At 67.2% G+C, this 22,856-nt stretch carries 21 protein-coding genes; 9 read left to right on the forward strand and 12 right to left on the reverse strand.

Annotated features, from left to right (window positions below):
• Nucleotides 1–5: 5 nt before the first annotated feature.
• The 5 genes from INQ43_RS02140 to INQ43_RS02160 are packed head-to-tail and all read left to right on the forward strand — an operon-like array spanning nucleotide 6 to nucleotide 5,165.
• Entirely contained in the window at nucleotides 6–1,754 is a 1,749-nt protein-coding gene (locus INQ43_RS02140; protein ID WP_194037532.1) for a bifunctional alpha/beta hydrolase/class I SAM-dependent methyltransferase, read from the forward strand.
• A 12-nt stretch (nucleotides 1,755–1,766) separates the two neighbouring features.
• Nucleotides 1,767–3,104 (forward strand): phosphatase PAP2/dual specificity phosphatase family protein, encoded by a 1,338-nt coding sequence (locus INQ43_RS02145; RefSeq protein WP_194036977.1) that lies wholly within the window; start codon nucleotides 1,767–1,769, stop codon nucleotides 3,102–3,104.
• Nucleotides 3,101–3,541, forward strand: coding sequence for a hypothetical protein (locus INQ43_RS02150; RefSeq protein ID WP_194036978.1), 441 nt, complete (start codon nucleotides 3,101–3,103; stop codon nucleotides 3,539–3,541). The genes INQ43_RS02145 and INQ43_RS02150 overlap by 4 nt, the downstream gene beginning before the upstream one ends.
• Before the next feature lie 23 nt (nucleotides 3,542–3,564).
• Entirely contained in the window at nucleotides 3,565–4,218 is a 654-nt protein-coding gene (locus INQ43_RS02155; protein WP_194036979.1) for a lysophospholipid acyltransferase family protein, read from the forward strand.
• A gap of 8 nt (nucleotides 4,219–4,226) precedes the next feature.
• Complete coding sequence (locus tag INQ43_RS02160; protein ID WP_228062654.1) at nucleotides 4,227–5,165, forward strand: phosphatidate cytidylyltransferase; 939 nt, start codon at nucleotides 4,227–4,229, stop codon at nucleotides 5,163–5,165.
• 3 nt (nucleotides 5,166–5,168) lie between these two features.
• On the opposite strand, the gene fis is transcribed toward INQ43_RS02160, so the two are convergent.
• From fis to cutA, 9 genes are all read right to left on the reverse strand, one after another.
• Entirely contained in the window at nucleotides 5,169–5,441 is a 273-nt protein-coding gene (gene fis, locus INQ43_RS02165) for a DNA-binding transcriptional regulator Fis (protein WP_194036981.1), read from the reverse strand.
• Nucleotides 5,442–5,559: 118 nt separating this feature from the next.
• Complete coding sequence (locus tag INQ43_RS02170) at nucleotides 5,560–6,042, reverse strand: DUF3426 domain-containing protein (protein ID WP_194036982.1); 483 nt, start codon at nucleotides 6,040–6,042, stop codon at nucleotides 5,560–5,562.
• 498 nt (nucleotides 6,043–6,540) lie between these two features.
• Nucleotides 6,541–7,464 carry a 50S ribosomal protein L11 methyltransferase gene (prmA, locus tag INQ43_RS02175; RefSeq protein WP_194036983.1) on the reverse strand — a complete coding sequence of 308 codons (924 nt, stop codon included), beginning with the start codon at nucleotides 7,462–7,464 and terminating at the stop codon, nucleotides 6,541–6,543.
• Nucleotides 7,465–7,471: 7 nt separating this feature from the next.
• Entirely contained in the window at nucleotides 7,472–8,839 is a 1,368-nt protein-coding gene (gene accC / locus INQ43_RS02180) for an acetyl-CoA carboxylase biotin carboxylase subunit (protein WP_193985737.1), read from the reverse strand.
• A 10-nt stretch (nucleotides 8,840–8,849) separates the two neighbouring features.
• The gene (gene accB / locus INQ43_RS02185) at nucleotides 8,850–9,317 is read right to left on the reverse strand and encodes an acetyl-CoA carboxylase biotin carboxyl carrier protein (protein ID WP_194036984.1); all 468 of its coding nucleotides are present in this window, start codon (nucleotides 9,315–9,317) and stop codon (nucleotides 8,850–8,852) included.
• Between the two features lie 53 nt (nucleotides 9,318–9,370).
• Nucleotides 9,371–9,820 carry a type II 3-dehydroquinate dehydratase gene (gene aroQ / locus INQ43_RS02190; RefSeq protein WP_194036985.1) on the reverse strand — a complete coding sequence of 150 codons (450 nt, stop codon included), beginning with the start codon at nucleotides 9,818–9,820 and terminating at the stop codon, nucleotides 9,371–9,373.
• A 141-nt stretch (nucleotides 9,821–9,961) separates the two neighbouring features.
• A complete protein-coding gene (locus INQ43_RS02195) occupies nucleotides 9,962–10,558 on the reverse strand; it encodes a TlpA disulfide reductase family protein (protein WP_228062591.1) in 597 nt (198 codons plus the stop codon).
• Nucleotides 10,559–13,054, reverse strand: coding sequence for a protein-disulfide reductase DsbD (locus INQ43_RS02200; RefSeq protein WP_194036986.1), 2,496 nt, complete (start codon nucleotides 13,052–13,054; stop codon nucleotides 10,559–10,561).
• Complete coding sequence (gene cutA / locus INQ43_RS02205; RefSeq protein WP_194034923.1) at nucleotides 13,047–13,370, reverse strand: divalent-cation tolerance protein CutA; 324 nt, start codon at nucleotides 13,368–13,370, stop codon at nucleotides 13,047–13,049. Before cutA ends, INQ43_RS02200 begins: the two co-directional genes overlap by 8 nt.
• Nucleotides 13,371–13,584: 214 nt before the next feature.
• Between cutA and INQ43_RS02210 the strand changes: the two genes are divergently transcribed.
• From INQ43_RS02210 to groL, 4 genes are all read left to right on the forward strand, one after another.
• Complete coding sequence (locus tag INQ43_RS02210) at nucleotides 13,585–14,526, forward strand: hypothetical protein (RefSeq protein WP_194036987.1); 942 nt, start codon at nucleotides 13,585–13,587, stop codon at nucleotides 14,524–14,526.
• A gap of 62 nt (nucleotides 14,527–14,588) precedes the next feature.
• Complete coding sequence (locus tag INQ43_RS02215; RefSeq protein ID WP_194036988.1) at nucleotides 14,589–15,116, forward strand: hypothetical protein; 528 nt, start codon at nucleotides 14,589–14,591, stop codon at nucleotides 15,114–15,116.
• Nucleotides 15,117–15,527: 411 nt separating this feature from the next.
• Entirely contained in the window at nucleotides 15,528–15,815 is a 288-nt protein-coding gene (groES, locus tag INQ43_RS02220; RefSeq protein WP_043959236.1) for a co-chaperone GroES, read from the forward strand.
• 67 nt (nucleotides 15,816–15,882) lie between these two features.
• The gene (gene groL / locus INQ43_RS02225) at nucleotides 15,883–17,532 is read left to right on the forward strand and encodes a chaperonin GroEL (protein WP_043959235.1); all 1,650 of its coding nucleotides are present in this window, start codon (nucleotides 15,883–15,885) and stop codon (nucleotides 17,530–17,532) included.
• Nucleotides 17,533–17,610: 78 nt separating this feature from the next.
• On the opposite strand, the gene INQ43_RS02230 is transcribed toward groL, so the two are convergent.
• From INQ43_RS02230 to INQ43_RS02240, 3 genes are all read right to left on the reverse strand, one after another.
• Complete coding sequence (locus INQ43_RS02230) at nucleotides 17,611–19,431, reverse strand: hypothetical protein (RefSeq protein WP_194036989.1); 1,821 nt, start codon at nucleotides 19,429–19,431, stop codon at nucleotides 17,611–17,613.
• A gap of 202 nt (nucleotides 19,432–19,633) precedes the next feature.
• The gene (locus INQ43_RS02235) at nucleotides 19,634–22,252 is read right to left on the reverse strand and encodes a serine/threonine-protein kinase (protein WP_194036990.1); all 2,619 of its coding nucleotides are present in this window, start codon (nucleotides 22,250–22,252) and stop codon (nucleotides 19,634–19,636) included.
• Nucleotides 22,242–22,808, reverse strand: a complete 567-nt coding sequence (locus INQ43_RS02240; protein ID WP_194034928.1) for an ECF-type sigma factor — start codon at nucleotides 22,806–22,808, stop codon at nucleotides 22,242–22,244. The genes INQ43_RS02235 and INQ43_RS02240 overlap by 11 nt, the downstream gene beginning before the upstream one ends.
• Between the last annotated feature and the right edge of the window lie 48 nt (nucleotides 22,809–22,856).

Raw genomic sequence — 22,856 nt, forward strand, 5'->3', positions numbered from 1 at the left:
GAGTAATGCGCGAAGTGCACGAACGTACTTTCACCACCTGGGATGGCGAGTCGCTGTTTTACCGGCATTGGCCAGCGCGCGGCCCGTCCCGGGGCGCGCTGGTGCTGCTGCATCGGGGGCACGAGCATTCCGGGCGCGTCGCCCATCTGGCTGACGAGCTTTCCATGCCGCAGTGGGATGTGTTCGCATGGGATGCGCGAGGCAACGGCCGATCACCCGGGGCCCGCGGGGACGCCCCCGGCTTCGACGCGCTGGTGCGCGACCTCGATCGTTTCGTGGCCTGGATCGACGCGGAGCACGGAATTCCGCTGGAGCGGATGGCGGTCGTGGCGCAAAGCGTAGGCGCTGTGATCGCGGCAACGTGGGTGCATGACTTCGCGCCGCACCTGCGTGCGCTGGTTCTCGCCTCGCCGGCCTTCCAGGTCAAGCTGTATGCGCCGCTGGCGATTCCGTCGCTGAAGCTGATGAAAAAGCTGCGGGGCAATTTTTTCGTCAACAGCTACGTGAAGCCGCAGTGGTTGACCCATGATCAAGAGCGGATCCGCAGCTACCGTGAAGATCCGCTGATCACCCGGCCGATCTCGGTGCGGGTCCTGCTGGAGCTGCGTGCCGCGGCCGACCGGGTGGTCGCTGATGCCAACGCGATCACCGTACCCACCCAGCTGCTGGTGTCGGGCGCGGACTTTGTCGTCCACCGGAAGCCACAGGACCGGTTCTTCGAGCGCCTTGGCTCGCACGTCAAGCAACGCCTCCTGTTGCCGGGGTTCTTCCACGACACGCTGGGCGAGCGCGACCGCGGACCGGCGGTCGCGGCGGTTCGCGAATTCCTGCAGCAGCGGTTCGATGCGGCGCCGTCGCGCCCGTCGCTTTTGGACGCGCATCGTCATGGCAGCAGGTTCGACGAGTCCCAGGTGCTGGCCTGGCCTCCGCAGCGATGGTCGCTGCAGGGATTGCGTTGGCGTGCGGTCCGCGCAGGGCTGGCGTTGGGAGGTAGGCTGTCGACGGGCATCGCCCTTGGCCTGGAGACCGGCTTTGATTCCGGTAGCACGCTGGACTACATCTACGAAGACGAGGCCCGCGGCCGCGGCTTGGCGGGTCGCCTGATCGATCGCAATTACCTGGATGCGATTGGCTGGCGTGGCATCCGGGTTCGCCGCGAGCATCTGCAGGAGTTGCTGGGCGTCGCGATGCAGCGCCTGCGCGCGGCCGGCAAGCCGGTCAATGCCGTGGACATCGCCGCCGGGCACGGCCGCTACGCATTGCACGCTCTTGCCACGGGCGCGAAGCGGGCCGACCGGATCCTGCTGCGCGATTACAGTGCGTTGAACGTCGAGCGGGGCCGGGCCTTGATCGATGCAATGGGAGCCGGCGACATCGCCCGATTCGAGCAGGGCGATGCGTTTGACCGGGCGTCGTTGGCGTCCATTACGCCGCGTCCCAGCCTGGCGATAGTCTCCGGACTGTACGAACTGTTCCCCGACAACGACGCGGTGGCGGAGTCGCTCGCCGGGCTTGCCGATGCCGTTGAATCCGGCGGGTTTCTGATCTACACCGGCCAGCCGTGGCATCCGCAGCTGGAGTTCATCGCGCGCGCGCTGACCAGCCATCGCGACCGAGCGGCGTGGGTGATGCGGCGCAGGACCCAGGTCGAGATGGACCAGCTGGTCGAGCAAGCCGGATTCCGGAAGATCGAGCAGCGCATCGATCGCTGGGGCATCTTCAGCGTATCGCTGGCGCAGCGCATTGATGACTGACGGATTGCCGGCATGAGTGTGTCCACCTCACGCCCGTGGCGGCGGGCGCTGGCATGGCTGGCGCTGCTTGGCCCGTTTTTCTATCTCAGTTACGGCTTTGCGAACCACGTTGCGGAACAGCGCGATGTGGTGCGCAGCATCGTGTTCGCCTGGGAACATCGGATTCCGTTCGTTGCCTGGACGATCGTGCCGTACTGGACCACGAACCTTTTCTACGCCGTCTCCATGTTCCTGTGCCGCGACCGACGCGAGCTGGACACCCACGCGCTGCGGCTGCTCAGCGTGCAGGTGCTCGCCGTGTCCTGCTTCCTGCTCTGGCCGTTGCGGGTCAGTTTCGAGGCGCCGGTTGTGGAGGGATTGTTTGGCGGCATGTTCGCGGCACTGAAGTCCTTCGACCAACCGTACAACCAGGCGCCGTCGCTGCATATCGCGCTGACCGTGATCCTCTGGGTGCGCTACAACAAGCACCTGCGGGGGATCTGGCAGGCGCTGCTGCATGTCTGGTTCACTCTCGTTTGCGTCTCGGTGCTGACCACCTATCAGCACCATTTCATCGATGTCCCCACCGGCATTGCTGCCGGCTGGCTGTGTGTCTGGCTGTGGCCGGAGGGCACCCCAGCGCCTTGGCGCGCCGCGCGATGGAGCGGGGATCCCCGCCGCTGGCGATTGGCCGTCGGTTACGCGGTTGCGTCGGTTGTGCTGGCGTGGCTGGGTACGGCGGTCGGATCGAGCGCACTGTGGCTGTGGTGGCCGGCGTTGTCGTTGGCGCTGGTGGCACTCAACTACGCGCTGCTGGGCCCGTCCGGGTTCCAGAAGAGGAGCGATGGCCGCCTTTCCACGGCTGCGCGCTGGCTGTACGCGCCATACCTGGCTGTGGCATGGATCAACTCGCGGGCATGGACGCGGCGCCAGCCAGCGCCGGTCGAAGTAGCCGATGGCGTGTGGCTGGGACGGATCCCGTCACGCGCCGACCGGGAGGGTTTTCAGGTGGTCGACGTGTGTGCAGAGCTGTCGCTGCCGGGGGGTGCGCGTCCGGGCGACACGGTCGTGCCGATGCTGGATCTGGTCACGCCCGACCCCGCGCGCCTGCAGCAGGCGATTAGGGCCATTCCGCATCATCCGGGCCTCCCGGTGCTGGTGTGTTGCGCGCTGGGCTACTCGCGCAGCGCAACGGTGATCGCCGGCTGGTTGCTGCACACCGGCCGCGCGCCGACGGTGGAGGCAGCCTGCGGGATCGTCCGGGCGGCGCGGGCATCGGTGGTGCTGGGTGAGGCGCAGCTCCAGGTGTTGCGAGGGACATTCGCGGCCGCTGCTGCCGGGAATTCCGCCGCTACCGGCGACTTCGCGTGATCACGCCTCCCCTGGACCTGCAGGTGATGGCTGCCGCGCTGAGGCAGGGGCGACTGCTCAACGCTGCCTCCCTGGGTATCGGGGCGCTCACTGTGCTCTGGTGGATCCTGCGGCAGGTCCATGGACAGGACGCCGGCATCCTCTGGACGTGCCTGGTTGCCTTGGGTGTGGCGGTCGCGTTGGTCCAGCTCTACTGGGCCCTGCGCGTGGGCCTGGACGCTGAACTGCTCGCTGCCGTCGGCGCCAGCGCGCCGGACGCTGCCGCGCGTGATCTGGACAGCAGCCTCGTGGCGGTCGGATTGCGGTCGTCGGCCAGGCGTGTCCCTGCACGTGGCTGGGACGCCCGCTGGCGCGCGATGCGCAGGATGCTGCTGCGGCAGGCGCTGTGTATTCCCGTACAACTGGCGTTGCTGGCGGCGGCCGGCTGGGCCGCATAGGCAACGCAGGACAAGGGGGCAAAATGTTCGATGACATTCTGGCGCGCGGCTTTCGCGGCGCCATCCGCGCGCTGACCGCGGCGCGTGCGCTGTGGGACGGTTGCGTGCCGTCCGCGCAACGACGCGTCTACATCGGCAACCACGCCAGCCATGGCGACTTTGTCATGATCTGGTCGGCGTTGCCCAGCAGCATCCGCAACCGGGTGCGTCCGGTCGCCGGCGCGGAGTACTGGAGCGGTGACCCGATCCGGCGGTACCTGATCCGGAACGTCTTCAACGGCGTGCTGATCGAACGTGAGGCGGCGCAGCGCACCGAGGATCCTATCCAGACGCTGTGCAACGCGGTGGATGATGGTGCCTCGCTGATCCTGTTTCCCGAAGGCACCCGCAACCTCGGCGAGGGTGTGGCCCCGTTCAAGAGCGGCATCTATCACCTGGCTCGGCAACGCCCGGAGCTGGAGTTTGTCCCGGTCTGGCTGGACAACCTCAAACGGGTCATGCCCAAGGGGACCCTGATCCCGCTGCCCCTGCTGTGCACCGCGCGCTTTGGCGCCCCACTGCGCTTGCAGGCAGGGGAGGGCAAAGCTGCGTTCCTTGAGCGCTCGCGCGCGGCGCTGCTGGCCTTGTCCGGGGAAGCGACTGCCGCAGGCAGTCAGGTTGCCGGAGCCGAGTCGTGACGGCATTCCTGCACGATATTTCCCACCCGGCGTGGTTGTTCATCGCCATCGGCGGCACCCTGTTGCTGGCAACCGCCATCTCCGAAGGGCTGCGCTGGCGGGCGCGGGGCCAGCCCAGCGCCGTGTTGGACAACCTGAGTGCGCGCATCCGCGCCTGGTGGGTGATGGCGGCGGTGATCGGTGCGGCATTTTTTGCCGGCCGTACGGCGGTGGTGGTGCTCTTCGCGGTCATCTCGCTTTTTGCGCTGCGCGAATTTCTCACCCTGACCCCGACCCGGCGCGGTGACTACTACGCGTTGCTGGCTGCGTTCTACGTGGTGCTGCCCTACCAGTACTGGCTCGTCCATCAGGACTGGTACGGGATGTACACGCTCCTGATCCCGGTCTATGCCTTCCTGTTGCTGCCGATCCTGTCGACGATCGGTGGCGACACCACGCATTACCTGGAGCGAACAGCCAAGGTGCAGTGGGGGCTGATGATCAGCGTGTTCTGCATCTCCCACGTGCCGGCGCTGCTGAACCTGCGCATCGAAGGGTATGAGGGACGGAACCTGCTGCTGGTCGCGTTCCTGGTGATCGTCGTGCAGTCCTCGGATGTGCTCCAGTACGTATGGGGAAAGCTGCTGGGCCGGCGGTTGATCGCTCCGAAACTCTCCCCCTCCAAGACCGTTGCCGGATTCGTCGGTGGTATCGGGACAGCCAGCCTGCTGGGCGCGTCGTTGTGGTGGATCACGCCGTTCACGCCGCTGCAGGCCGGACTGCTGGCGCTGGTGATCAACCTGATGGGGTTCTACGGCGGACTGGTGATGTCGGCCATCAAGCGCGACCGCGGGATCAAGGATTGGGGCCACATGATCGAGGGCCACGGCGGCATGCTCGATCGCCTTGACTCGGTGTGTTTTGCCGCGCCGGTGTTCTTCCACCTCACCCGCTACTGGTGGGCCTGAGGGCTATACCAGACCGTACTCGCGCAGCTTCTTGCGCAGGGTGGCGCGGTGGATGCCCAGCATCGCCGCGGCGCGGCTCTGGTTGCCGTCGCAGTGCGTCATGACTTCGGCGAACAGGGGAATTTCCAGCTCGCGCAGGGCGATCTCGTAGAGGTCGGCGTTGTCGCAGCCGTCGAGGTCGCGCAGGTAACGCCGGATCGACGTTGCGACGTGATCGCGCAGGGGCACCCGATTGCCGGAACGGATGGTGTCGGTGCGAGTGGCTGCAGCATTCAAGTCGTGTCCCCCCAGACAGTGACCGCCTGTCGCGTACGATGCGCCGCGTTGTGCGGGGCGACGACAGTCGATGAGTCTAGCCTGCGCGGCCGCTCGACAAAACCCGCGGCAGTGGTTTTCATCGGAAATCGAAGTTGAAGGCGACGATCGGGGTCGCCGGTTCCGCGATCCGGAACGACACGCTGGCGCTCTGGCCGGAGGCGAGTGCGGCCTCGTGCGCGGTGTCGGAATGGTAGTCGGTCGGCTGCAGCATCCGCGCGGCCACGGCCTGGCCATTGACGTCGGTCAGTTGCAGGTAGAGGACGGGCCAGGCCTGCGGCAGGGGAGCGTCGTTGCGGAAGCTGGCGCTGACCTCAAGCACGCCGGACTCGTCGGAAGCCGGGCGGACGTCGCGCGCGAGCATCGTGTAGGCGGCCGGCTCGTGCCACAGCGGGACCTCGCAACCCAGCGCCGCGCATACGCTGGCGATGACGGGGCGCCAGCGCGCACTGGCCGCCAGTTCCGCCCGCTGCAGCAACAGCAGTTGCAGGATCAGGACCGCCGCAAGCAGGCCGAAGGACACAACCCATGGCCAACGCGGTCCGTGGGGGCGGGCAGGCATGCCGACGGTGCGCGCGAACGTCGGGCGCCGGTGGCCGGCGCGCGGATGGCTGACCTTCGCGGTGCTCCGTCCCGCAGGGGGCGACAACTCGGTGTTCGCCTCGCCGCCGACCACGGACTGGATATGCGCACCTGGTTTCGTCGCACCACGATCCGGCCCCGCGCCTTGACCGGTCGGATGTGCCGATGACGGCGCCGGAGGCGGTGCCTCGCTCGCGGGACTGGCCTGGGGGCTCGCAGCTGTGCGGACCGGCGTCGTCTCCTGCGTGTCACCGACGTCTGCCTTTGCCGGATCCATGGCGTCGGCAGCCACAACCGGGGCGTCGAGTGCTTTTCCGCAGCGGGGGCACGACTGCGTTGTGTCGCCGCGACCGACGATGAGCGCAACCAGGAATCCGCAGTGGGGGCAGGGTACGAACATCGCCGCAGTTTAGCCGAGGCGCGCGGGCAGATGACTGCCCGCAAGGCTTGCGCAATCAATCACGCGCAGCCGCGTGCGTCAGCGCCGACGCACGCCGTCGATGCGGATCCAGTCATCCAGCCGTGCGACCTGCAGCTGTTCGAAGGCCCTCTCGAATCGCGCGATCACCTCGTCCTCCTGGCCGGCGAGAATGCCGGACAGTGCGATCCGGCCGCCGGGAGCGACGCGGGCGGCCAGCTCGTCGGCCAGCGAAATCAGCGCGGAGGCCAGGATGTTGGCGACCACCACCGGGTAGCGCATCGCGGCCGGCTCGTCCTCGGGCAGGTAGACCGCGAGGCGGTCGCGCACGTTGTTGCGCTCGGCGTTGTCGGCAGTCGCGATCAGCGCCTGGGGGTCGTTGTCGACACCGACCGCGCCGGCCGCGCCGAGCTTCAGCGCCGCCAGCGCGAGGATGCCGGAGCCGCAACCGAAATCCAGCACGGTGGCATCGTCCAGCTCGCCGCGTCCCGCCAGCCCGTCCAGCCATTGCAGGCACAGGGCGGTGGTCTGGTGCGTGCCCGAGCCGAATGCGAGCCCGGGATCCAGCCGCACCACGGCACTGCCGTCGCGGTCGGCGCCTTCGGGCAGCGCATGGTTCCACGGCACGATCCAGGTGCGCTCGCCGAATTTCAGCGGCTCGTATTGGTCCATCCAGGCCCGTTCCCAGTCCTGGTCGGCGACCTCGCGGAATTCGACATGCGACCAGTCGATGCCATCGTCGGCGACCTCCAGCGCGTGCAACAGCAGTTCGCGCGGCGTGGTGCCGGGAAACAGCGCGGTCAGCGACAGCTCGGCCCACAAGGGCATCGCGCCAACACCGGGCTCGAAGATCGCCTGCTCGTCGGGCGCGTCGGCGTGGGCGTCGCTGAGGGTGACCGCCAGCGCGCCGACATTCTCCAGCGCCCGCTCGTAACGGGGCTGGTCGACTTCGGTGCACGGCAGGGTGAGCTCCAGGAATGGCATGGTCGGCTCAGCTGATCGCCAGCGACTTGTCCTTCTGTTCCTTCAGGCGCCGCTCCAGGTAGTGGATGTTCTGGCCGCCCTGCTGGAAGCCGACGTCGGCCAGGATGCGCTGCTGCAAGGGGATATTGGTCTTGATGCCGTCGATCACCATCTCGCTGAGCGCCACGCGCATGCGCGCGATCGCGGTCTCGCGGTCGGGGCCGTGCACGATCAGCTTGGCAATCATGGAGTCGTAGTTCGGCGGCACGCGATAGCCGGCATACAGATGGCTGTCCACGCGCACGCCGGGACCACCCGGCACGTGGAAGTCGGTGACCAGGCCCGGGCTGGGCATGAAGGTCTCCGGGTCCTCGGCGTTGATCCGGCACTCGATGGCGTGGCCGCTGATGACGATGTCTTCCTGCTTCAGGCGCAGCTTCTGCCCGCTGGCGATCATCAGCTGTTCGCGGATCAGGTCGATGCCGGTGACCATCTCGGTGACCGGGTGCTCGACCTGGATGCGGGTGTTCATCTCGATGAAGTAGAAGCGGCCGTTCTCGTACAGGAATTCGAACGTGCCCGCGCCGCGGTAGTCGATCCGGATGCAGGCGTCCACGCAGACCTTGCCGATTTCGGCGCGCTGCTCGTCGGTGATGCCGGGTGCGGGCGCCTCCTCGACCACCTTCTGGTGGCGGCGCTGCATCGAGCAGTCGCGCTCGCCCAGGTGGATCGCGTTGCCCTGGCCGTCGGCGAGGACCTGGATCTCCACGTGGCGCGGGTTCTCCAGGAACTTTTCCATGTAGACCATGTCGTTGCCGAACGTGGCCTTGGCCTCGGCCTTGGTGGTCTGGATCGCGGTGACCAGCGCGGCCTCGGTGTGGACCACGCGCATGCCGCGTCCGCCGCCACCGCCGGAGGCCTTGACGATCACCGGATAGCCGATCTCGCGGGCGATCTTGATGTTGGTCTGCGGGTCATCGCCCAGCGGGCCATCGCTGCCGGGAACGCAGGGCACGCCGGCTTCCTTCATTGCCCGGATCGCCGCGACCTTGTCGCCCATCAGGCGGATCGTCTCGGCCTTGGGGCCGATGAAGATGAAGCCCGACTCCTCGACGCGCTCGGCGAAGTCGGCGTTTTCGGCCAGGAAACCGTAGCCCGGGTGGATCGCCTGCGCGTCGGTGACCTCGGCCGCGGAGATCAGCGAGGCCATGTTGAGGTAACTCTCGGGCGAGGGCGCCGGGCCGATGCAGACCGACTCGTCGGCCATGGCGACGTGCTTGAGGTTGCGATCCACCGTCGAATGCACCGCGACGGTATGGATACCCAGGGCGTGGCAGGCACGCAGGATGCGCAGCGCGATTTCGCCGCGGTTGGCGATGACGACTTTGTCCAGCATCGCCGCGGCCTCAGCCAATCACGAACAGGGGCTGGTCGAACTCGACCGGCTGACCGTTCTCGGCCACCACCTTGACGATGGTGCCGGACGCATCGGCCTCGATCGGGTTGAACATCTTCATCGCCTCGATGATGCCGATGGTCTCGCCGGCGGTGACCGTCTGGCCGACCGTCACGAAGGCAGGCTTGTCCGGCGACGGCGATGCATAGAAAGTGCCAACCATGGGCGCGCGCACCACGTGGCCGTCGGGCAGCTCATTCCCGGTTGGTACGCTGCCGCCGGTGGCGGCCTCGACCGGTGAGGCCATGGGCATCGGCGCTGGCGCGGCAACGGGCTGTTGAGGCGCGGGCGCGGCCATGACGGTGCCGCGTGGTGACCGTGCCAGGCGGACGGACTCCTCGCCCTCCTTGATCTCGATCTCGGCCAGGTTGGACTCTTCCAGCAGGTCGATGAGTTTCTTGATTTTGCGCAGGTCCATGGGAGGTCCTCGGTAGTTGTGTCGATGGGCCGCACTGGGCGGCCGAAGGGGTTTCAGGCCCGCGTCGCGGCCAGTCCGCGCAGCGCCGCATCCAGTGCGCAGCGATAGCCGGCGGGGCCCAGCCCGGCGATCACGCCGACGGCCAGGTCGCTGAAGTAGCTCGCGTGGCGGAACGGCTCGCGGGCATGCGGATTGGACAGGTGGATCTCGTAGAACGGTAGCTCCACCGCCGCCAGCGCGTCGCGAAGGGCAACGCTGGTGTGGGTGAACGCCGCAGGGTTGATCAGGATCACCGCGGTGCCATCGCTGCGCGCCGCCTGGATGCGGTCGACCAGCACGTGCTCGGCGTTGGACTGCAGGCTGTCCAGTTCATGGCCTGCGGTGTCCGCGATGCCCCGCAGCTCCGCGTCGATCTCTGCGAGCGTGGTTCGGCCATAGATCTCCGGCTCGCGTTCACCGAGCAGGTTCAGGTTTGGGCCGTGCAGGACCAGCAGTTTTGCCATGGGGCAGCCGCAGTGCAAAGCACGGAAGTGTGGCGGAGTGACACGCCAGTGTCCAGAAAATGCGGGGTAAATCGCCGAAGTTACGTTGATTTAAGCGACTGTTTGAATTTCGGAGCGGTTGCGGCCTGCTGGAACCCCGCCTCAGTGATCGGCCCACGAATCGATTTCACCATCGCGAAATGGGCCGATCTTCTGTTTGAGCAGGCGGCCCTGTGCGTCGAGCAGAACGGTGTAGGGCAGGACGCCCTTGACGTTGCCCAGTTGCACGCCAGCATCGGCCGGTCCGGCCGCGTCGATCAGGATCGGGTAGCGCACCGGCACGCGTTCAAGGAAGGCGCGCACCGCGTCGGCGTCGTCCAGCGCAATGCCGACCACCTGGGTTCCTTCACCGCCCTGCTGGTTGGCGAATCGGTCCAGCTCGGGCATTTCCTCGATGCACGGCCCGCACCAGCTGGCCCACAGGTTGATCAGTTGCGGGCGCCCCGCGTGGGCCTGCGGCAATTGCATCAGCGCGCCATCCAGTGCAGGTAGCTCAAACGTCGGGATCGCTTCGCCCCGACGCGCGATCGCCAGACCGTCGGGCGGGGTCGGCGCCGTGGCGGCGAGCACGTCCTGGAGCGCACGCTGGCCGATCTCGGTCCGCATCAACGGTGCAGGCGGGTTCAGCCATAGGCTCAGGCCGACGCCTGCCAGGGCAGCGAGCACTGCGGCGATCACGATTTTGCCGTTCTGGCCCATTCAGAACGCTTCCACGGCGGCATCGGCCAGAGCCTGGCGGACGATGTCGGGCGTCAACACGGGGGGCAGGATCTGTCCCTCGCCGCCGCCGCGCGGGAACACCACGTAGAGCGGCACGCCGACCGCATTGTGGCGTTGCAGGAACGCGGTGAGCACCGGATCGACGTTGGTCCAGTCGCCGACCAGGTACGCGGCGTCGGCATCGTCGAGCGCGCGCTTGAATCCCTCGCGACCCAGCACGGTCTTCTCGTTGGCCTTGCAGGTGACGCACCAGTCGGCGGTCATGTTCACGAACACTACCCGGTTCGCGGCGCGCAGATCGGCCAGGCGCTGCTCGCTGAAAGGTACCTTCACAAGTTGATCTTCGCCGACTGCGGTGTGCTCCAGCACCTTTTCCGGGAGAGGGTGTGTATGGATAAGCCACAGTGTCCAGCCCGCGCCCAGCAGCGCGATCACCGCCAGTGAGGTCGCCCATCCACGGGCATGCGTCCGCGAGTGGTTCCAGGCCCAGGCGCCCAGCGCCACCAGGACCGCTGCGACCATCCACAGGCCGACGGCGTCCGCGCCCAATTGCTTGGCCAGTACCCAGGCCAGCCACACCGCAGTCAGATAGAGCGGGAAGGCCATGATCTGCTTGAAGGTTTCCATCCACGCGCCGGGGCGCGGCAGTGCGCGGGCGAGGGCCGGCACGAAGCCGATCAGCAGGAAGGGCAACGCCAGGCCGAGTCCGAGGGCGAGGAACACGGCCAGCGCGATCGCGGCCGGCGCAGTGAATGCCCAGGCCAGCGCGGCGCCCATGAACGGCGCGGTGCACGGCGTGGCGACCACGACTGCCAGTACCCCGGTAAAGAAGTCTCCCGCCGGGCCCGAGCGCGTGGTCAGGACGTGGCCTGCCCCGGTCCAGCGGCCGGCCAGTTGCCAGACACCGGACAGGCTCAGGCCGAGCGCAAGCATCAGCAACGCGAGCAGCGCCACTACTATTGGTTGCTGCAGCTGGAAGCCCCAGCCCAGTGCCAGTCCCGCCTGCCGCAGACCCAGGGCAAGAGCACCCAGTGTCGCGAAGCTGACCATCACGCCGGCGGTGTACCAGAGCGCCTGCCTGCGCGCCGCACCCGGCGTGTGGCCGTTGCCAGCCAGCGACAGCACCTTCAGTGACAGCACCGGCAGCACGCACGGCATGAGGTTGAGGATCAGGCCGCCGATGAGGGCGAACAGGAGGATCAGCAACAGGCCCGGCGCGGAGTCCGGTGTGCCAGCGCTGGTCTGGGTCGATGCGGGAGATGGGGCCGATGCAGCGGCGCCGGCGTCGATCGCGCCGAGTGATTCGTCAGTGCCCAAAGCAGCGCCGCTGGCCACGACCGTTGCGTCGGTTTCCCCGGCGCCCGGCAGTTGCCCGGCTGCACCGTCCGTTTGCGTGCCAGTCGCGTCGCCGGCCGCCGCCGCAGCGGAAGTCGTCCCGGCGGCGTCGGCAGCGGGCTTTGTCGTCGCCGTTACCGTCCCCTTCGGCAGGTCGATCTCGACCTTGCGGGTCATCGGCGGGTAGCAGATGCCGTCGTTCTGGCAGCCCTGGAAGGTGGCGGTGAGCTTGACGGTCGCGGCGTCGGCACGCTCGCGCAGCAGCGGCACCGGCACGTCGATCTGGTCGAAGTACACCACCACATCGCCGAAATGCTCGTCGCGATGCTGGCGACCGGTGGGCCAGCGCGGCTTGCCCAGGGCGATGCCGCCGTCGGCTGATTCCAGGGTGAGGCGGGTATTGTCGCGATACAGGTAGTAGCCCGATGCGGGGCTGAAGCGCAGCAACAAGGTGTCGCCATCACCGGCGATCGCCTCGAAGCCGAACGCCTGCTCGGCGGGCAACGGCATCGCGTCGGCGCCGCCCGCAGCACCCGGAAACAGCGCGTTGCCGCCCAGACCGCTGCTGGCCAGTGGCTTGCCGAGAAGGTTGGTGCCCTTGCTGGCGGCGGGTGGGCGGGCCGGCGGGACCGAAGGCAGCGCCACGGTCAGCTTGCGTGTCTGTGGCGGGTAACAGATGCCGGCGTCGGCGCAGCCCTGGTATTTGACCGTCAGGGTGGTGCTGGCACCGCGCGCCTCGCCCGGCAGCTGCGCCGTCAGGCGCTTGCGGTAGGTCTCCACCTTGCCGAAGAACTCGTCCTCGTGCGGCTCGCCGGGCGGCAGCTGCAGCTCACCGGCCGCAAATCCGGCATCGCTGGTCACCGAGGTGCGGTGGCGATACAGGTAATACCCGTCGGCGATCTTCCAGTGGATGGCGACCGCGCCCTGGTCGCTGGCGCGGGCATCCACGGCGAAGGCCTCGTCAACCGGCAACAGGTCATCGGCATTGACCGCCGCCAGCGCCGGTAGTGCCAGCCCGGCGAGCAACGCCAGTCCGCCCAGGCTCGCAGCAACGCGACGCCCAAGGCGGGTGCGTGGCGGGTCGCTGGGGACAGAGGGCAGGAAGGCGTGCAGGGACAGGCGCGTGCGGGGTTCAGTCATCATCTCGGGTCTGTTCCACGACCCAATCCAGGTAGGGGGCGAGTCCGCCAACGGCTTCGACCGCGATCAGCTCGGGGAGTTCATAGGGGTGCAAGGCGCGGACCCGGGCTGTCAGCGCGTCCAGCTGCTCCCTGGTCGTTTTGATCATCAGCAGGACTTCGTTGCCATGCTCGACCCGGCCCTCCCAACGGTAGGTGGAGCGCACGCCGGGCATCTCGCTCACGCACGCAGCCAGGCGTTCGGCCACCAGTGCGCGGGCCATGACGTCGGCGCTGGCTGCATCGGGACAGGTGCAATACGCGATCAGGACAGACATGGTGCTGATTGTACCGAGGCCAGCGGGGCGGCGTTCGCGCCCTGATCCATGATGTTGCAGCGCCTGGTGGCGCGACACGACTCGGGTCGCCATCGCGTCTGCGGTGTCCGGATCGCGCGCCTGGCGTCGTCTCTGGGGATGGAATCAGCCGCCGTGCCAAGGCCGCCGGCCGAGCAAACGATCTACCTGGAAGCACTTCAAGGAGACCTGCACGATGGACACACCGATGCCGCACAAGAACCGACTCACCCTCGCCATCCTCGGCGCCGCACTGGCGATGATGACGCTTCCCGCGTGCGCCGCTGACGCGGGCGCTGGCTTTGCGAGCGCGCCGGGCTACGTCGAGGTCGACTTCGACAACCTGCAGTGGGACGACTACTACACCGCCGAGCGCTTCCCCAGCCAGGGCGACTCGGTGTTCATGCCCGACGCCGACCTCATCGCGCCGGTGCGCGCCGTGCTGTTGATGGAAAACCACGAAGGGACCCTGCCGCATGCGCGTTACCGGGTGACCTATGACATGCACAGCGATGCCGAGCTCCAGGACGACGGTACCAGTGAGATCGAAATCACCCGCATCAACCTGGGCCCGGCATTCCGCGAGCAGGCGCTGGAGGGAGTGCCTGTCGAGAATCACGCGCCCCCGGAGGCGTTCGGATTGGGGCCGCACGTCAGCTGGCGCTTCCAGATGGCGCCGATCCAGGGCATGACCGCGCACGTCGTCGAGGCGGGCCGGAAGGAGCTGTCCGATGCCGACGTCGCCGGACTGGATTGCCTGGGCATGCCATGCGCACAACTCGAATCCGCCGAACGCCCTGCCGGCAACTGGGTGGAGCAGGCGCCGCCGGCACCCAGCGTCGACTATCGCGCCGTCACCGCCGAAGGCCCGGATCCGGCCTATGTTGTCGACCAGATGCTGGCCGTGATGCTGGGCGAGGATGGGGCGCAGCCTACGGGTCCGGCGGTTCCCGGACGCGAGCCCCGGATCACCATGGTGGTTTCGGTCAACGTCGGCGGCCAGGACGTCATGACCACCGGACTGGGGCGCAACTCGGTCGTGTATGACGACGCGATCGGCACCGTATGGGTGCGTTCGTGGCAGCAGGGCGACACGCCGGGAGAGATCAGCGAGTTGCAAGTGGCGCGGCAGCGCTGATGGACATGCCCATTATTTCCGGCCTCCACCGAACGCCGGCCGCACCCGGAGGAGCGTCAAGGATGACGGTTTCAACCATTGGATCGGCCATCGTCGCCGCATCGATCGTGATCGGCGGTGGCTGCGCGTCCGAAAAAGGCAGCGCGGTACCCGCCAAAGCGGCCGCCGAGGCGAGGCGCCAGGCCCCGGCGGTCACCTTCCCGGGGGTGGTGATCCACACCGACGCGGGAGAATTTTCGTTCCAGCCGGCCTCGTGCTCGGTGGGCGAGGAGGACGGCGCGCAGGTCTTCACCGTTCACGGCCCGGGCAAGGGACCCGACGGCAAGCCGGTCTACGTCGATATTGATGGCGCGGACCAGGGGCCGATGGGCGACACGGACATGCGGATCCACGTCGGCGTCGACGCGCAATTCAAGCACGGCGATCCGGCCTGGATATCCAACAGTGCCGTGTCGCACGGCTTCGACGTTCCCGCCTCCGTGGCCAGCGTCGAAGGCGATGTGGTGGTGCTGAGCGGCGTGGTTTTCAGTGCCGACGGGGACAGCCGCCTGGATGTCGAAGGTCCCGTCCGCATCGATTGCAGCCGCTGATCAGAGCCGTAACCTCATCGCGTCCCATTACCGTTCTTTGCTCTACCATAACGTGAGCCTATGGATAACGTGACGTGAATGGGCAATAATGGCCCCGGGCTGACAGGAGTTGGCCATCGACAAGGGGTCAGGTGTGGGGGGAGGGGCACAGGACGTGCCGCGCTGGATGCCAATCCCGAACCAGAAGGGGCGTGTTCCGTCAGGACGCGCTCCTTCTTTTTTTGCACCATACGCAGCAGCCACGGCGCGGCGCCGAAAAATCTTTGCCGCGGCCCTTGAAAGCCCGCCCGCGCGCCCCATCTTCAGTCGCAGTCCCGGTGCGCCGGGCATGTCTGCATCGGTCGAGCGCCTGCGCAGGCATTCCAAATCACTGTATTCCGGATTTTTCAACCATCTACGAGGTTGCTGCAAATGAATATCAAGCCGCTGTTCGACCGCGTGGTCATCAAACGCATGGAAGAAGAGAAGATGTCCGCGGGCGGCATCGTCATCCCTGATTCGGCCGCTGAAAAGCCGATCAAGGGCGAAGTCGTCGCCGTCGGCGCCGGCAAGGCACTGGACAACGGCAGCGTGCGCGCGCCGCAGGTCAAGGTGGGCGACAAGGTGCTGTTCGGCAAGTACAGCGGCACCGAGGTCAAGCTGGATGGCACCGACCTGCTGGTGGTGAAGGAAGACGACATCTTCGCGATCCTGGGCTGATCCAGACGTCTTCGGCCACACCGGCCACACCCTTTTTCCCACAATTCCTGTTTTGAGGTTCTAGATCATGGCTGCCAAGGAAATTCGTTTCGGCGAAGACGCGCGCTCCAAGATGCTGCGCGGTGTCAACACGCTCGCCAATGCTGTCAAGGCGACTCTCGGCCCGAAGGGTCGCAACGTTGTGCTCGACAAGAGCTACGGCGCCCCCACGATCACCAAGGACGGCGTGTCCGTCGCCAAGGAGATCGAGCTGGCCGACAAGTTCGAGAACATGGGCGCGCAGATGGTCAAGGAAGTCGCCTCGCGCACTTCCGATGATGCCGGCGACGGCACCACCACCGCGACCGTGCTGGCGCAGGCGTTCATCCGCGAGGGCATGAAGGCCGTTGCCGCCGGCATGAACCCGATGGACCTGAAGCGCGGCATCGACAAGGCCGTCACCGGCGCTGTCGCCGAACTGAAGAACATCTCCAAGCCGTCGTCCAGCAGCAAGGAAATCGCCCAGGTCGGTACGATCTCGGCCAACTCCGATGCCAACATCGGTGACCTCATCGCCAAGGCGATGGACAAGGTCGGCAAGGAAGGCGTGATCACCGTGGAAGACGGTTCGGGCCTGGACAACGAGCTGGACGTGGTCGAGGGCATGCAGTTCGACCGCGGCTACCTCTCCCCGTACTTCATCAACAACCAGCAGTCGATGCAGGCCGAGCTGGATGACCCGTTCATCCTGCTGTACGACAAGAAGATCTCCAACGTCCGCGACCTGCTGCCGATCCTGGAAGGCGTGGCCAAGGCCGGCAAGCCGCTGCTGATCGTCGCCGAAGACGTCGAGGGCGAGGCCCTGGCGACGCTGGTGGTCAACACCATCCGCGGCATCGTCAAGGTCTGCGCCGTCAAGGCCCCGGGCTTCGGCGACCGTCGCAAGGCGATGCTGGAAGACATGGCCGTGCTGACCGGCGGCACCGTGATCTCCGAGGAAGTCGGCCTGGCGCTGGACAAGGCGACCATCGAAGACCTCGGCCGGGCCAAGAAGGTCCAGGTCTCCAAGGAAAACACCACCGTCATCGACGGCGCCGGCGAGACCGGTGGCATCGAAGGCCGCATCAAGCAGATCAAGGCGCAGATCGAAGAGACCTCTTCGGACTACGACCGCGAGAAGCTGCAGGAGCGCGTGGCCAAGCTGGCCGGCGGCGTTGCGGTGATCAAGGTCGGTGCCTCGACCGAGATCGAGATGAAGGAAAAGAAGGCCCGCGTTGAAGACGCCCTGCACGCGACCCGCGCGGCAGTGGAAGAAGGCGTGGTCCCGGGCGGCGGTGTTGCCCTGATCCGTGCGCTGGCCGCCATTGTCGACCTGAAGGGCGACAACGAAGACCAGAACCACGGCATCACCATCGCCCTGCGCGCGATGGAAGCTCCGTTGCGCGAGATCGTGATCAACGCCGGTGAAGAAGCCTCGGTGATCCTGAACAAGGTTCGCGAAGGCACCGGCAGCTACGGTTACAACGCGGCCAACGGCCAGTACGGCGACATGCTCGAGTTCGGCATCCTGGACCCGACCAAGGTGACCCGCACTGCGCTGCAGAACGCGGCGTCCATCGCCGGCCTGATGATCACCACCGAAGCGATGGTGGGCGAGCTGCCGAAGAAGGACGAGCCTGCCATGCAGGGCGGCGGCGACATGGGCGGCATGGGTGGCATGGGCGGCATGGGCTTCTAAAGCCGGCACCTACGTTCCGTTCGTTGCAAAAAAGAACCCCGCCGCGAGGCGGGGTTCTTTTTTGTCCGTTCCACCGGTTTACAGGTCCACGCCGAAGCCGATACCGGCCGACGACTCGCCGTCGCTGAACGCACCACCCAGGGAGAAGGATCCGGTCTTGCCGATCCGACGGCCGTAGCCGATGGACAGTCCGCTCTCGCCGCCCTGGAACCCAGCCCCCACTGCAATCCGGCCGCGCGGACTCTGGGTGCCAGCGGCATTGATCGCCATGTTCAGCATTGCCGAGCTCATTGCGCCGAGGCGGTCGATGCGACGGTCCTGACGGTGCAGGCGGCGGTCGACGTCCACGAAACGGTCCTCGAGCATGTCCAGGCGATCATTGAGGCCGCCCACGTCAAAGCCGACCAGTGCCTGCACCGCGTTGTCGGTGTAGGTATTGGCTGACGAGAGGGTGGCGGCATTGGCGGCCCGCATGTCCTCGCGCACCGTGGTCTCGCGGGTGTCGGTGTAGGCGTTGGCGTCGGCCAGGGTTTCCGCGTCGCCGCTCTGCATGTCGGCGCGGATGGCGGCCTCGCGGGTATCCGTGTACCCGTTGGCCTCGCCCAGGGTGGTCGCGTCACCAGCCGCGGCGATCTCGCGGACCTGGGCTTCGGAGACTGTGTCAATCTCCGCGATGCGGGCATCGGTATAGCCGTTGGCGGCGGTCAGTGTTCTGGCATCGCCCGCATCGGCGATTTCCTGCACGCGCGCCTCGCTGACGCCACCACCGCCCTCCACGCCTTCCAGCGCGGCCTGCAGTTGGCGCAGGTTCACCGCATCGGTTCCAGCGGACGCGTCCCCAACATTGGTGATGCGACGCAATCGGTTGGCATTGCCGACCGATACCGTGTTCGCCTCATCTGCCATCGAGTCGGCACCGAGTGCGACAGAGTTGGTTGCGTCCGCGCCGACCGAGCTGCGCGCACCAATCGCGACGCCGGCTCCGGTCAGGACCTCGGCCCCTCGACCCGCGGCGATGCTGTCCTCGGTTGTCGCATTCGCCTCGTAACCCATCGCCAGGGAATACCGGCCCGCCGCGCTCGAGCGGTTCCCCACTACGCTGGCTGCATCGCCGCTGGCGGTATTGCCGGCGCCGAACGCGTTGCTGTTGGAGCCCGATGCAGTGTTGGAGTAACCCAGCGCCGATGCGTTGGTGCCTTCAGCTTTGTTGAGTCGTCCCACGGCGATGCCGTAGTCGCCCGAGGCGGTGTTCTGGATACCGAACGCGCTGCCCATCAGGCCACTGGAGACATTGCTGCTACCGAACGCCACGCTGTTGCCGCCGGTGGCACCGTTTGCAGCGCCGAAGGCGTGCCCGCCGTTGGCGCTGGCAGTGTTGCCAATTCCGACAGTCGCTGCCCCGTCACCGCTGGCAACGTTGTCGCGCCCGAAAGCGACACTCTGGTCGCCGTCGACCTGGTTGGCGTTGCCGAACGCGGCACTGGCGATGCCGTCAACGGCGTTGCTGCGCCCGAATGCACTGCTGCCGTTGCCGGTCACGGCGTTGCGCGCGCCAAATGCGCTCGCCGAGCTGTTACCCAGGACCTGGTTGCCCCAGCCGAACGCGCTGCTTTGAGTGCCGCGCGCAAGGTTGTCGTACCCAAATGCGCTGGACTGGTTGCCACTTGCATTGTTCAGGATGCCGTACGCGCTGGCGTCGGTTTTGCACGTGCTGTTGCGATTGCCGTGCTCGGCGCCCTGGGTGCGGTTGATGGCGGGGTTCTGCACCCAGGTGCCGGTGGAGTCGTCCCAGCACGCCGGGCCGTCGGCCGCGGCCTGGGCCGGTGTGGCGATGGCCAGGCCAAGGGCGAGGGCGAGCGGGACGAATTTGATGGTGTGCGGGATGGTGCGCGCTTGCATGGTGAGTCTCCGTGATCGAAATGAAGGTGCCGGACACGAGCGCCGGTCCTTCCAACCACGCAAACGGGCGTCACGGACTGACAGCCACGGGAAACTTTTTTCAGGGCCCGGGCTCAGCCTTCGGGCCGACTACGCGAACCGGATCAAGGACGGACAGCGAATGGAATGTCGTTCCTGTGCGGAAGGGCCCCAGCCACCCGCACTACGGCAACGCCAGGCAGTTCACCTCAGTGGGGCGTTCAAGACATTGCGACAGGGTCGGTGTAGCGGCGAAATCGCCGAGTCCGGCCACAAGCATCTCCCGCGACTGGGTGTCTCCGGTGCGGTGCGCCAGCAACAGCGAGAGCATCCACGGGCGCATCCAGTACCGGTCATCCGCCGCGGGCGGGCGTTCCTCGCGCATGCCGGCTGCCAGGCGTGCAGCATCCGTGAATCGTCCACGCACCAGATGCAGCTCCGCCTGGGCCTGGGTCAACATCATCTGCGGGGTTGTTCCCGCATCCGGCACGCACTCGGCAAGCGCCTTCTCCGCTGCAGCGATGTCGCCGAGGCGCAGATGGACCGAGGCGCGTACCCCACAGGACGACTCGCCGGAAGCCGAGTTGTGCTGGTCGTGCTCACCCAGGATCTTCCAGCTGTGCATCAGGTTGGTCAGGGCCTTGGCATGTTCTCCCTGCGCCGCGTGCACGTAGCCGCTGAAGCGGAAGCAGGCCTCGGCGTGGAGGTTGCTGATTGCCAGGGCGGAGTTGATCTCATCGGCGATCGCGAAGTACCGCAACGCTTCGCCGTAGCGGCCCTGCCAGGTCAGGTATGAACCCAGCTGGCAATGCGCGGCGGCCCGATTGTGGTGCGGGCGCGTGTACGCGCGGTCGGCGATGGCGACGGCCTCAAGCGCCAGTGCTTCAGCGCGTTCCGGGTTACCGGCGCGACTGAAGGTCGGAACCTGGTCGGCAAGTGTGTTGGCATACTGCCCACTTTCCGGCCCATCGATCAGCTGCGAGAGCCGGATCTGCTCCTCGGCCAGCTCGACAATGCGCTCGATGTCTACCGGCTCGAGGACGCTGAGCGATGCGCTCAACCCGTCCAGTGCTGTCAGGTGCAGTTCGGTTTCCTTCAAGCCTGCCGCAGGCAGTGCCGCCAGAACCTGCTCGAACTCTGCAGCCGCCGCTTCCGGCGTACCTGCGAACAGCGCCATGCCCAAGTAGACGCGAGCGGCCAGCAATGTTTGTGCGTCCTCCGCGTCGGTCTGGGCCCGCTCTGCGAACGCGAGCGCGGCACGAGCGTGGCGGAGCGCCGTTGCGCCGTCGCCGCGCATCCGGCTCAGCTGGCTGAGGTGGCTTTCGATCTGCGAATGCTCCCGGAATGCGCCTGCCTCGGGGTTGCCGAGCAGCGACTTCGCCTCTTCCAGGTCCTCTCTCCCCTCGTCGTACTGCCCTAGGGCCAAGCGCGCGCCGCCGGTAAGCATCAGGATATCCGCGGCGGCGAGCGGGTCGGTCCGGAGGATGTCTGAGCGTGCGCGGCGGGCGCCCTCGTCCAGCAGTTCCAGGGCGTCGGGTACGCCTCCAGCCGCCGGATCGGTGGAGGTGAAAACGCGCTCCAGGAAATCGCGGACCAGCTCGGCGCGCTGTGCCTGCGCACGGGCGTTTTCGGCCTCGCGCTGTGCTTCACGGGCCTGCCACAGCGTCGCGCCGACGCCACCGGCAACACTGGCCAGCAACAGCACCCCCGCGGCCACGCCCACCGCGTTGCGGACAACAAACTTGCGCGCCCGGTAGAGCACGCCCGGCTTTTCGGCCAGTACCGGCTGACCATCGAGCCAGCGGCGCAGGTCCTCCGCCATCGCCTCGGCGGTTGCGTAGCGTTGTCCGGGCTCCTCGGCCAAAGCCTTGAGCAGGACCCGATCCAGGTCGTTGCGAAGCGGCACGTAATGCCTGTGGTAGGGACTACCGCTGGGGCGCACCAGCAGGGAGGGGCGGGTGGTCTCGGTCCCACTGTCCGACTGTGGCGTGCGCCCGGTCAGCAGCCGGTGCAGCAGGGCCCCCAGGCCGTAGACATCGATCGCGGTCGTGGGTGGGTCGCCGCGGAGCTGCTCGGGTGCCGCGTAACCGGGCGTCACCGCCCGCCACAGGGTGCTGGTGCGCTCGCTTTCCACATCGGTGAACTGGCCAATGCCAAAGTCGAGCAGGCGCACCTGTCCATCGCTGTCCACCAGCACGTTGGACGGCTTGATGTCGCGGTGGATAACCAGGTTGCGGTGCGCGCTGGCCACCGCGTCGCACACCTGCAGGTACAAGCGGACGATCGCGCGGGCATCCAGTGCGCGCGATTCGCACCAGTCATCGATGCGGTTGCCCGTGACCAGGGGCATCGCCAGCCAGCACGTTCCGTCCGCGGCCACCCCCGAGTCGATCAGCGTGGTGATATTGGGATGGGCCAGCCGCGCCAGGATTGCCGCTTCGCGGTGGAACCGATCGCTGCCGGTGGCTCCAAGCGCGCCCAGGGTCAGGATCTTGATCGCCGCCTGCTGGCGGGCCATGCCCTGTTCGCGCCAGCCATGGTAGACCACCGCCATGCCGCCCCGGCCCAGTTCCGATTCCAGCGTCCACGCGCCCAGTTGGCAGCCGGCGAGGTCGCTACCGGCCGGGTCGATGGACGCGCGTGGCCGCTGGTGCGCCGCGACCAGTTGCTCGGCACGCCGCCTGACCTCGCTTTCGAGCGCTTGCCGTTGCAGCCATGCATCGCGATCCCCGGCCGGCAGGTCCAGCCAGCGATTGAAGACCTCATCGGCGGCCCGCCACTGCGCCAACGCCTCAGGCCTCATCGCCGCCGTCCTCCAGCACCGCCTGCAGGAACGCCCGGGCGCGTTCCCACTCGCGGTATACCGTGCGCTCGGAAACCCCTACCAGTGCCGCGATTTCACCGAACTCCATGCCAGCGAACCAGCGCAGCTCCACGATGTGGCGGCGCTGCGGGCTGATCGCCTCCAGGGCATCCAGACCCTTGTCTAGCATCAATACATTCGTCAGCGCCGCGGGCGCGGCCGGGATCTCGTCGTCCAGACTGATCATCACTTGGCCGCCGCCACGCTTGCCGCTGGCGCGCTCACGCGCGTGCTCGATCATGATCCAGCGCATCGCCCGGGCGGAGGCGGCGAAGAAATGCTGCCGGTCGACCAGCGGAAGGGGGGCGGAGTGACTGATGCGCAGGAACAGCTCGTGCACCAGCACGGTCGGCGTGACCGTGGATTGCCGGCCATAGATCCGCGACCCTGCGAGCCGCCGCAGCTCCGGGTAGAGCGCCTGGAACACCGCGCCGAGGCGATCAGGGTGACCGCTGCGCGCCAGTACAAGCAGTTCAGTGATCTCGGAATCGGCCATCCGTGCCGGTGCCCCCAAGCGCCCGAGTGGACCCCCTGACAGTGTGCC

The organism is Lysobacter sp. H23M47 (genome assembly GCF_015209765.1).
In the GTDB taxonomy this organism is placed as follows: Bacteria; Pseudomonadota; Gammaproteobacteria; order Xanthomonadales; family Xanthomonadaceae; genus Novilysobacter; species Novilysobacter avium.

What these genes read in the sequence shown, in the direction of transcription:
- INQ43_RS02140 (WP_194037532.1), top strand. Translation starts at nt 6, where the DNA reads ATGCGCGAAGTGCACGAACGTACTTTCACCACCTGGGATGGCGAGTCG.
- INQ43_RS02145 (WP_194036977.1), top strand. Translation starts at nt 1,767, where the DNA reads ATGAGTGTGTCCACCTCACGCCCGTGGCGGCGGGCGCTGGCATGGCTG.
- INQ43_RS02155 (WP_194036979.1), top strand. Translation starts at nt 3,565, where the DNA reads ATGTTCGATGACATTCTGGCGCGCGGCTTTCGCGGCGCCATCCGCGCG.
- INQ43_RS02170 (WP_194036982.1), bottom strand. Translation starts at nt 6,042, where the DNA reads ATGCCTGCCCGCCCCCACGGACCGCGTTGGCCATGGGTTGTGTCCTTC.
- prmA (WP_194036983.1), bottom strand. Translation starts at nt 7,464, where the DNA reads ATGCCATTCCTGGAGCTCACCCTGCCGTGCACCGAAGTCGACCAGCCC.
- accC (WP_193985737.1), bottom strand. Translation starts at nt 8,839, where the DNA reads ATGCTGGACAAAGTCGTCATCGCCAACCGCGGCGAAATCGCGCTGCGC.
- accB (WP_194036984.1), bottom strand. Translation starts at nt 9,317, where the DNA reads ATGGACCTGCGCAAAATCAAGAAACTCATCGACCTGCTGGAAGAGTCC.
- aroQ (WP_194036985.1), bottom strand. Translation starts at nt 9,820, where the DNA reads ATGGCAAAACTGCTGGTCCTGCACGGCCCAAACCTGAACCTGCTCGGT.
- INQ43_RS02195 (WP_228062591.1), bottom strand. Translation starts at nt 10,558, where the DNA reads ATGGGCCAGAACGGCAAAATCGTGATCGCCGCAGTGCTCGCTGCCCTG.
- INQ43_RS02200 (WP_194036986.1), bottom strand. Translation starts at nt 13,054, where the DNA reads ATGACTGAACCCCGCACGCGCCTGTCCCTGCACGCCTTCCTGCCCTCT.
- cutA (WP_194034923.1), bottom strand. Translation starts at nt 13,370, where the DNA reads ATGTCTGTCCTGATCGCGTATTGCACCTGTCCCGATGCAGCCAGCGCC.
- INQ43_RS02210 (WP_194036987.1), top strand. Translation starts at nt 13,585, where the DNA reads ATGGACACACCGATGCCGCACAAGAACCGACTCACCCTCGCCATCCTC.
- INQ43_RS02215 (WP_194036988.1), top strand. Translation starts at nt 14,589, where the DNA reads ATGACGGTTTCAACCATTGGATCGGCCATCGTCGCCGCATCGATCGTG.
- groES (WP_043959236.1), top strand. Translation starts at nt 15,528, where the DNA reads ATGAATATCAAGCCGCTGTTCGACCGCGTGGTCATCAAACGCATGGAA.
- groL (WP_043959235.1), top strand. Translation starts at nt 15,883, where the DNA reads ATGGCTGCCAAGGAAATTCGTTTCGGCGAAGACGCGCGCTCCAAGATG.
- INQ43_RS02230 (WP_194036989.1), bottom strand. Translation starts at nt 19,431, where the DNA reads ATGCAAGCGCGCACCATCCCGCACACCATCAAATTCGTCCCGCTCGCC.
- INQ43_RS02235 (WP_194036990.1), bottom strand. Translation starts at nt 22,252, where the DNA reads ATGAGGCCTGAGGCGTTGGCGCAGTGGCGGGCCGCCGATGAGGTCTTC.
- INQ43_RS02240 (WP_194034928.1), bottom strand. Translation starts at nt 22,808, where the DNA reads ATGGCCGATTCCGAGATCACTGAACTGCTTGTACTGGCGCGCAGCGGT.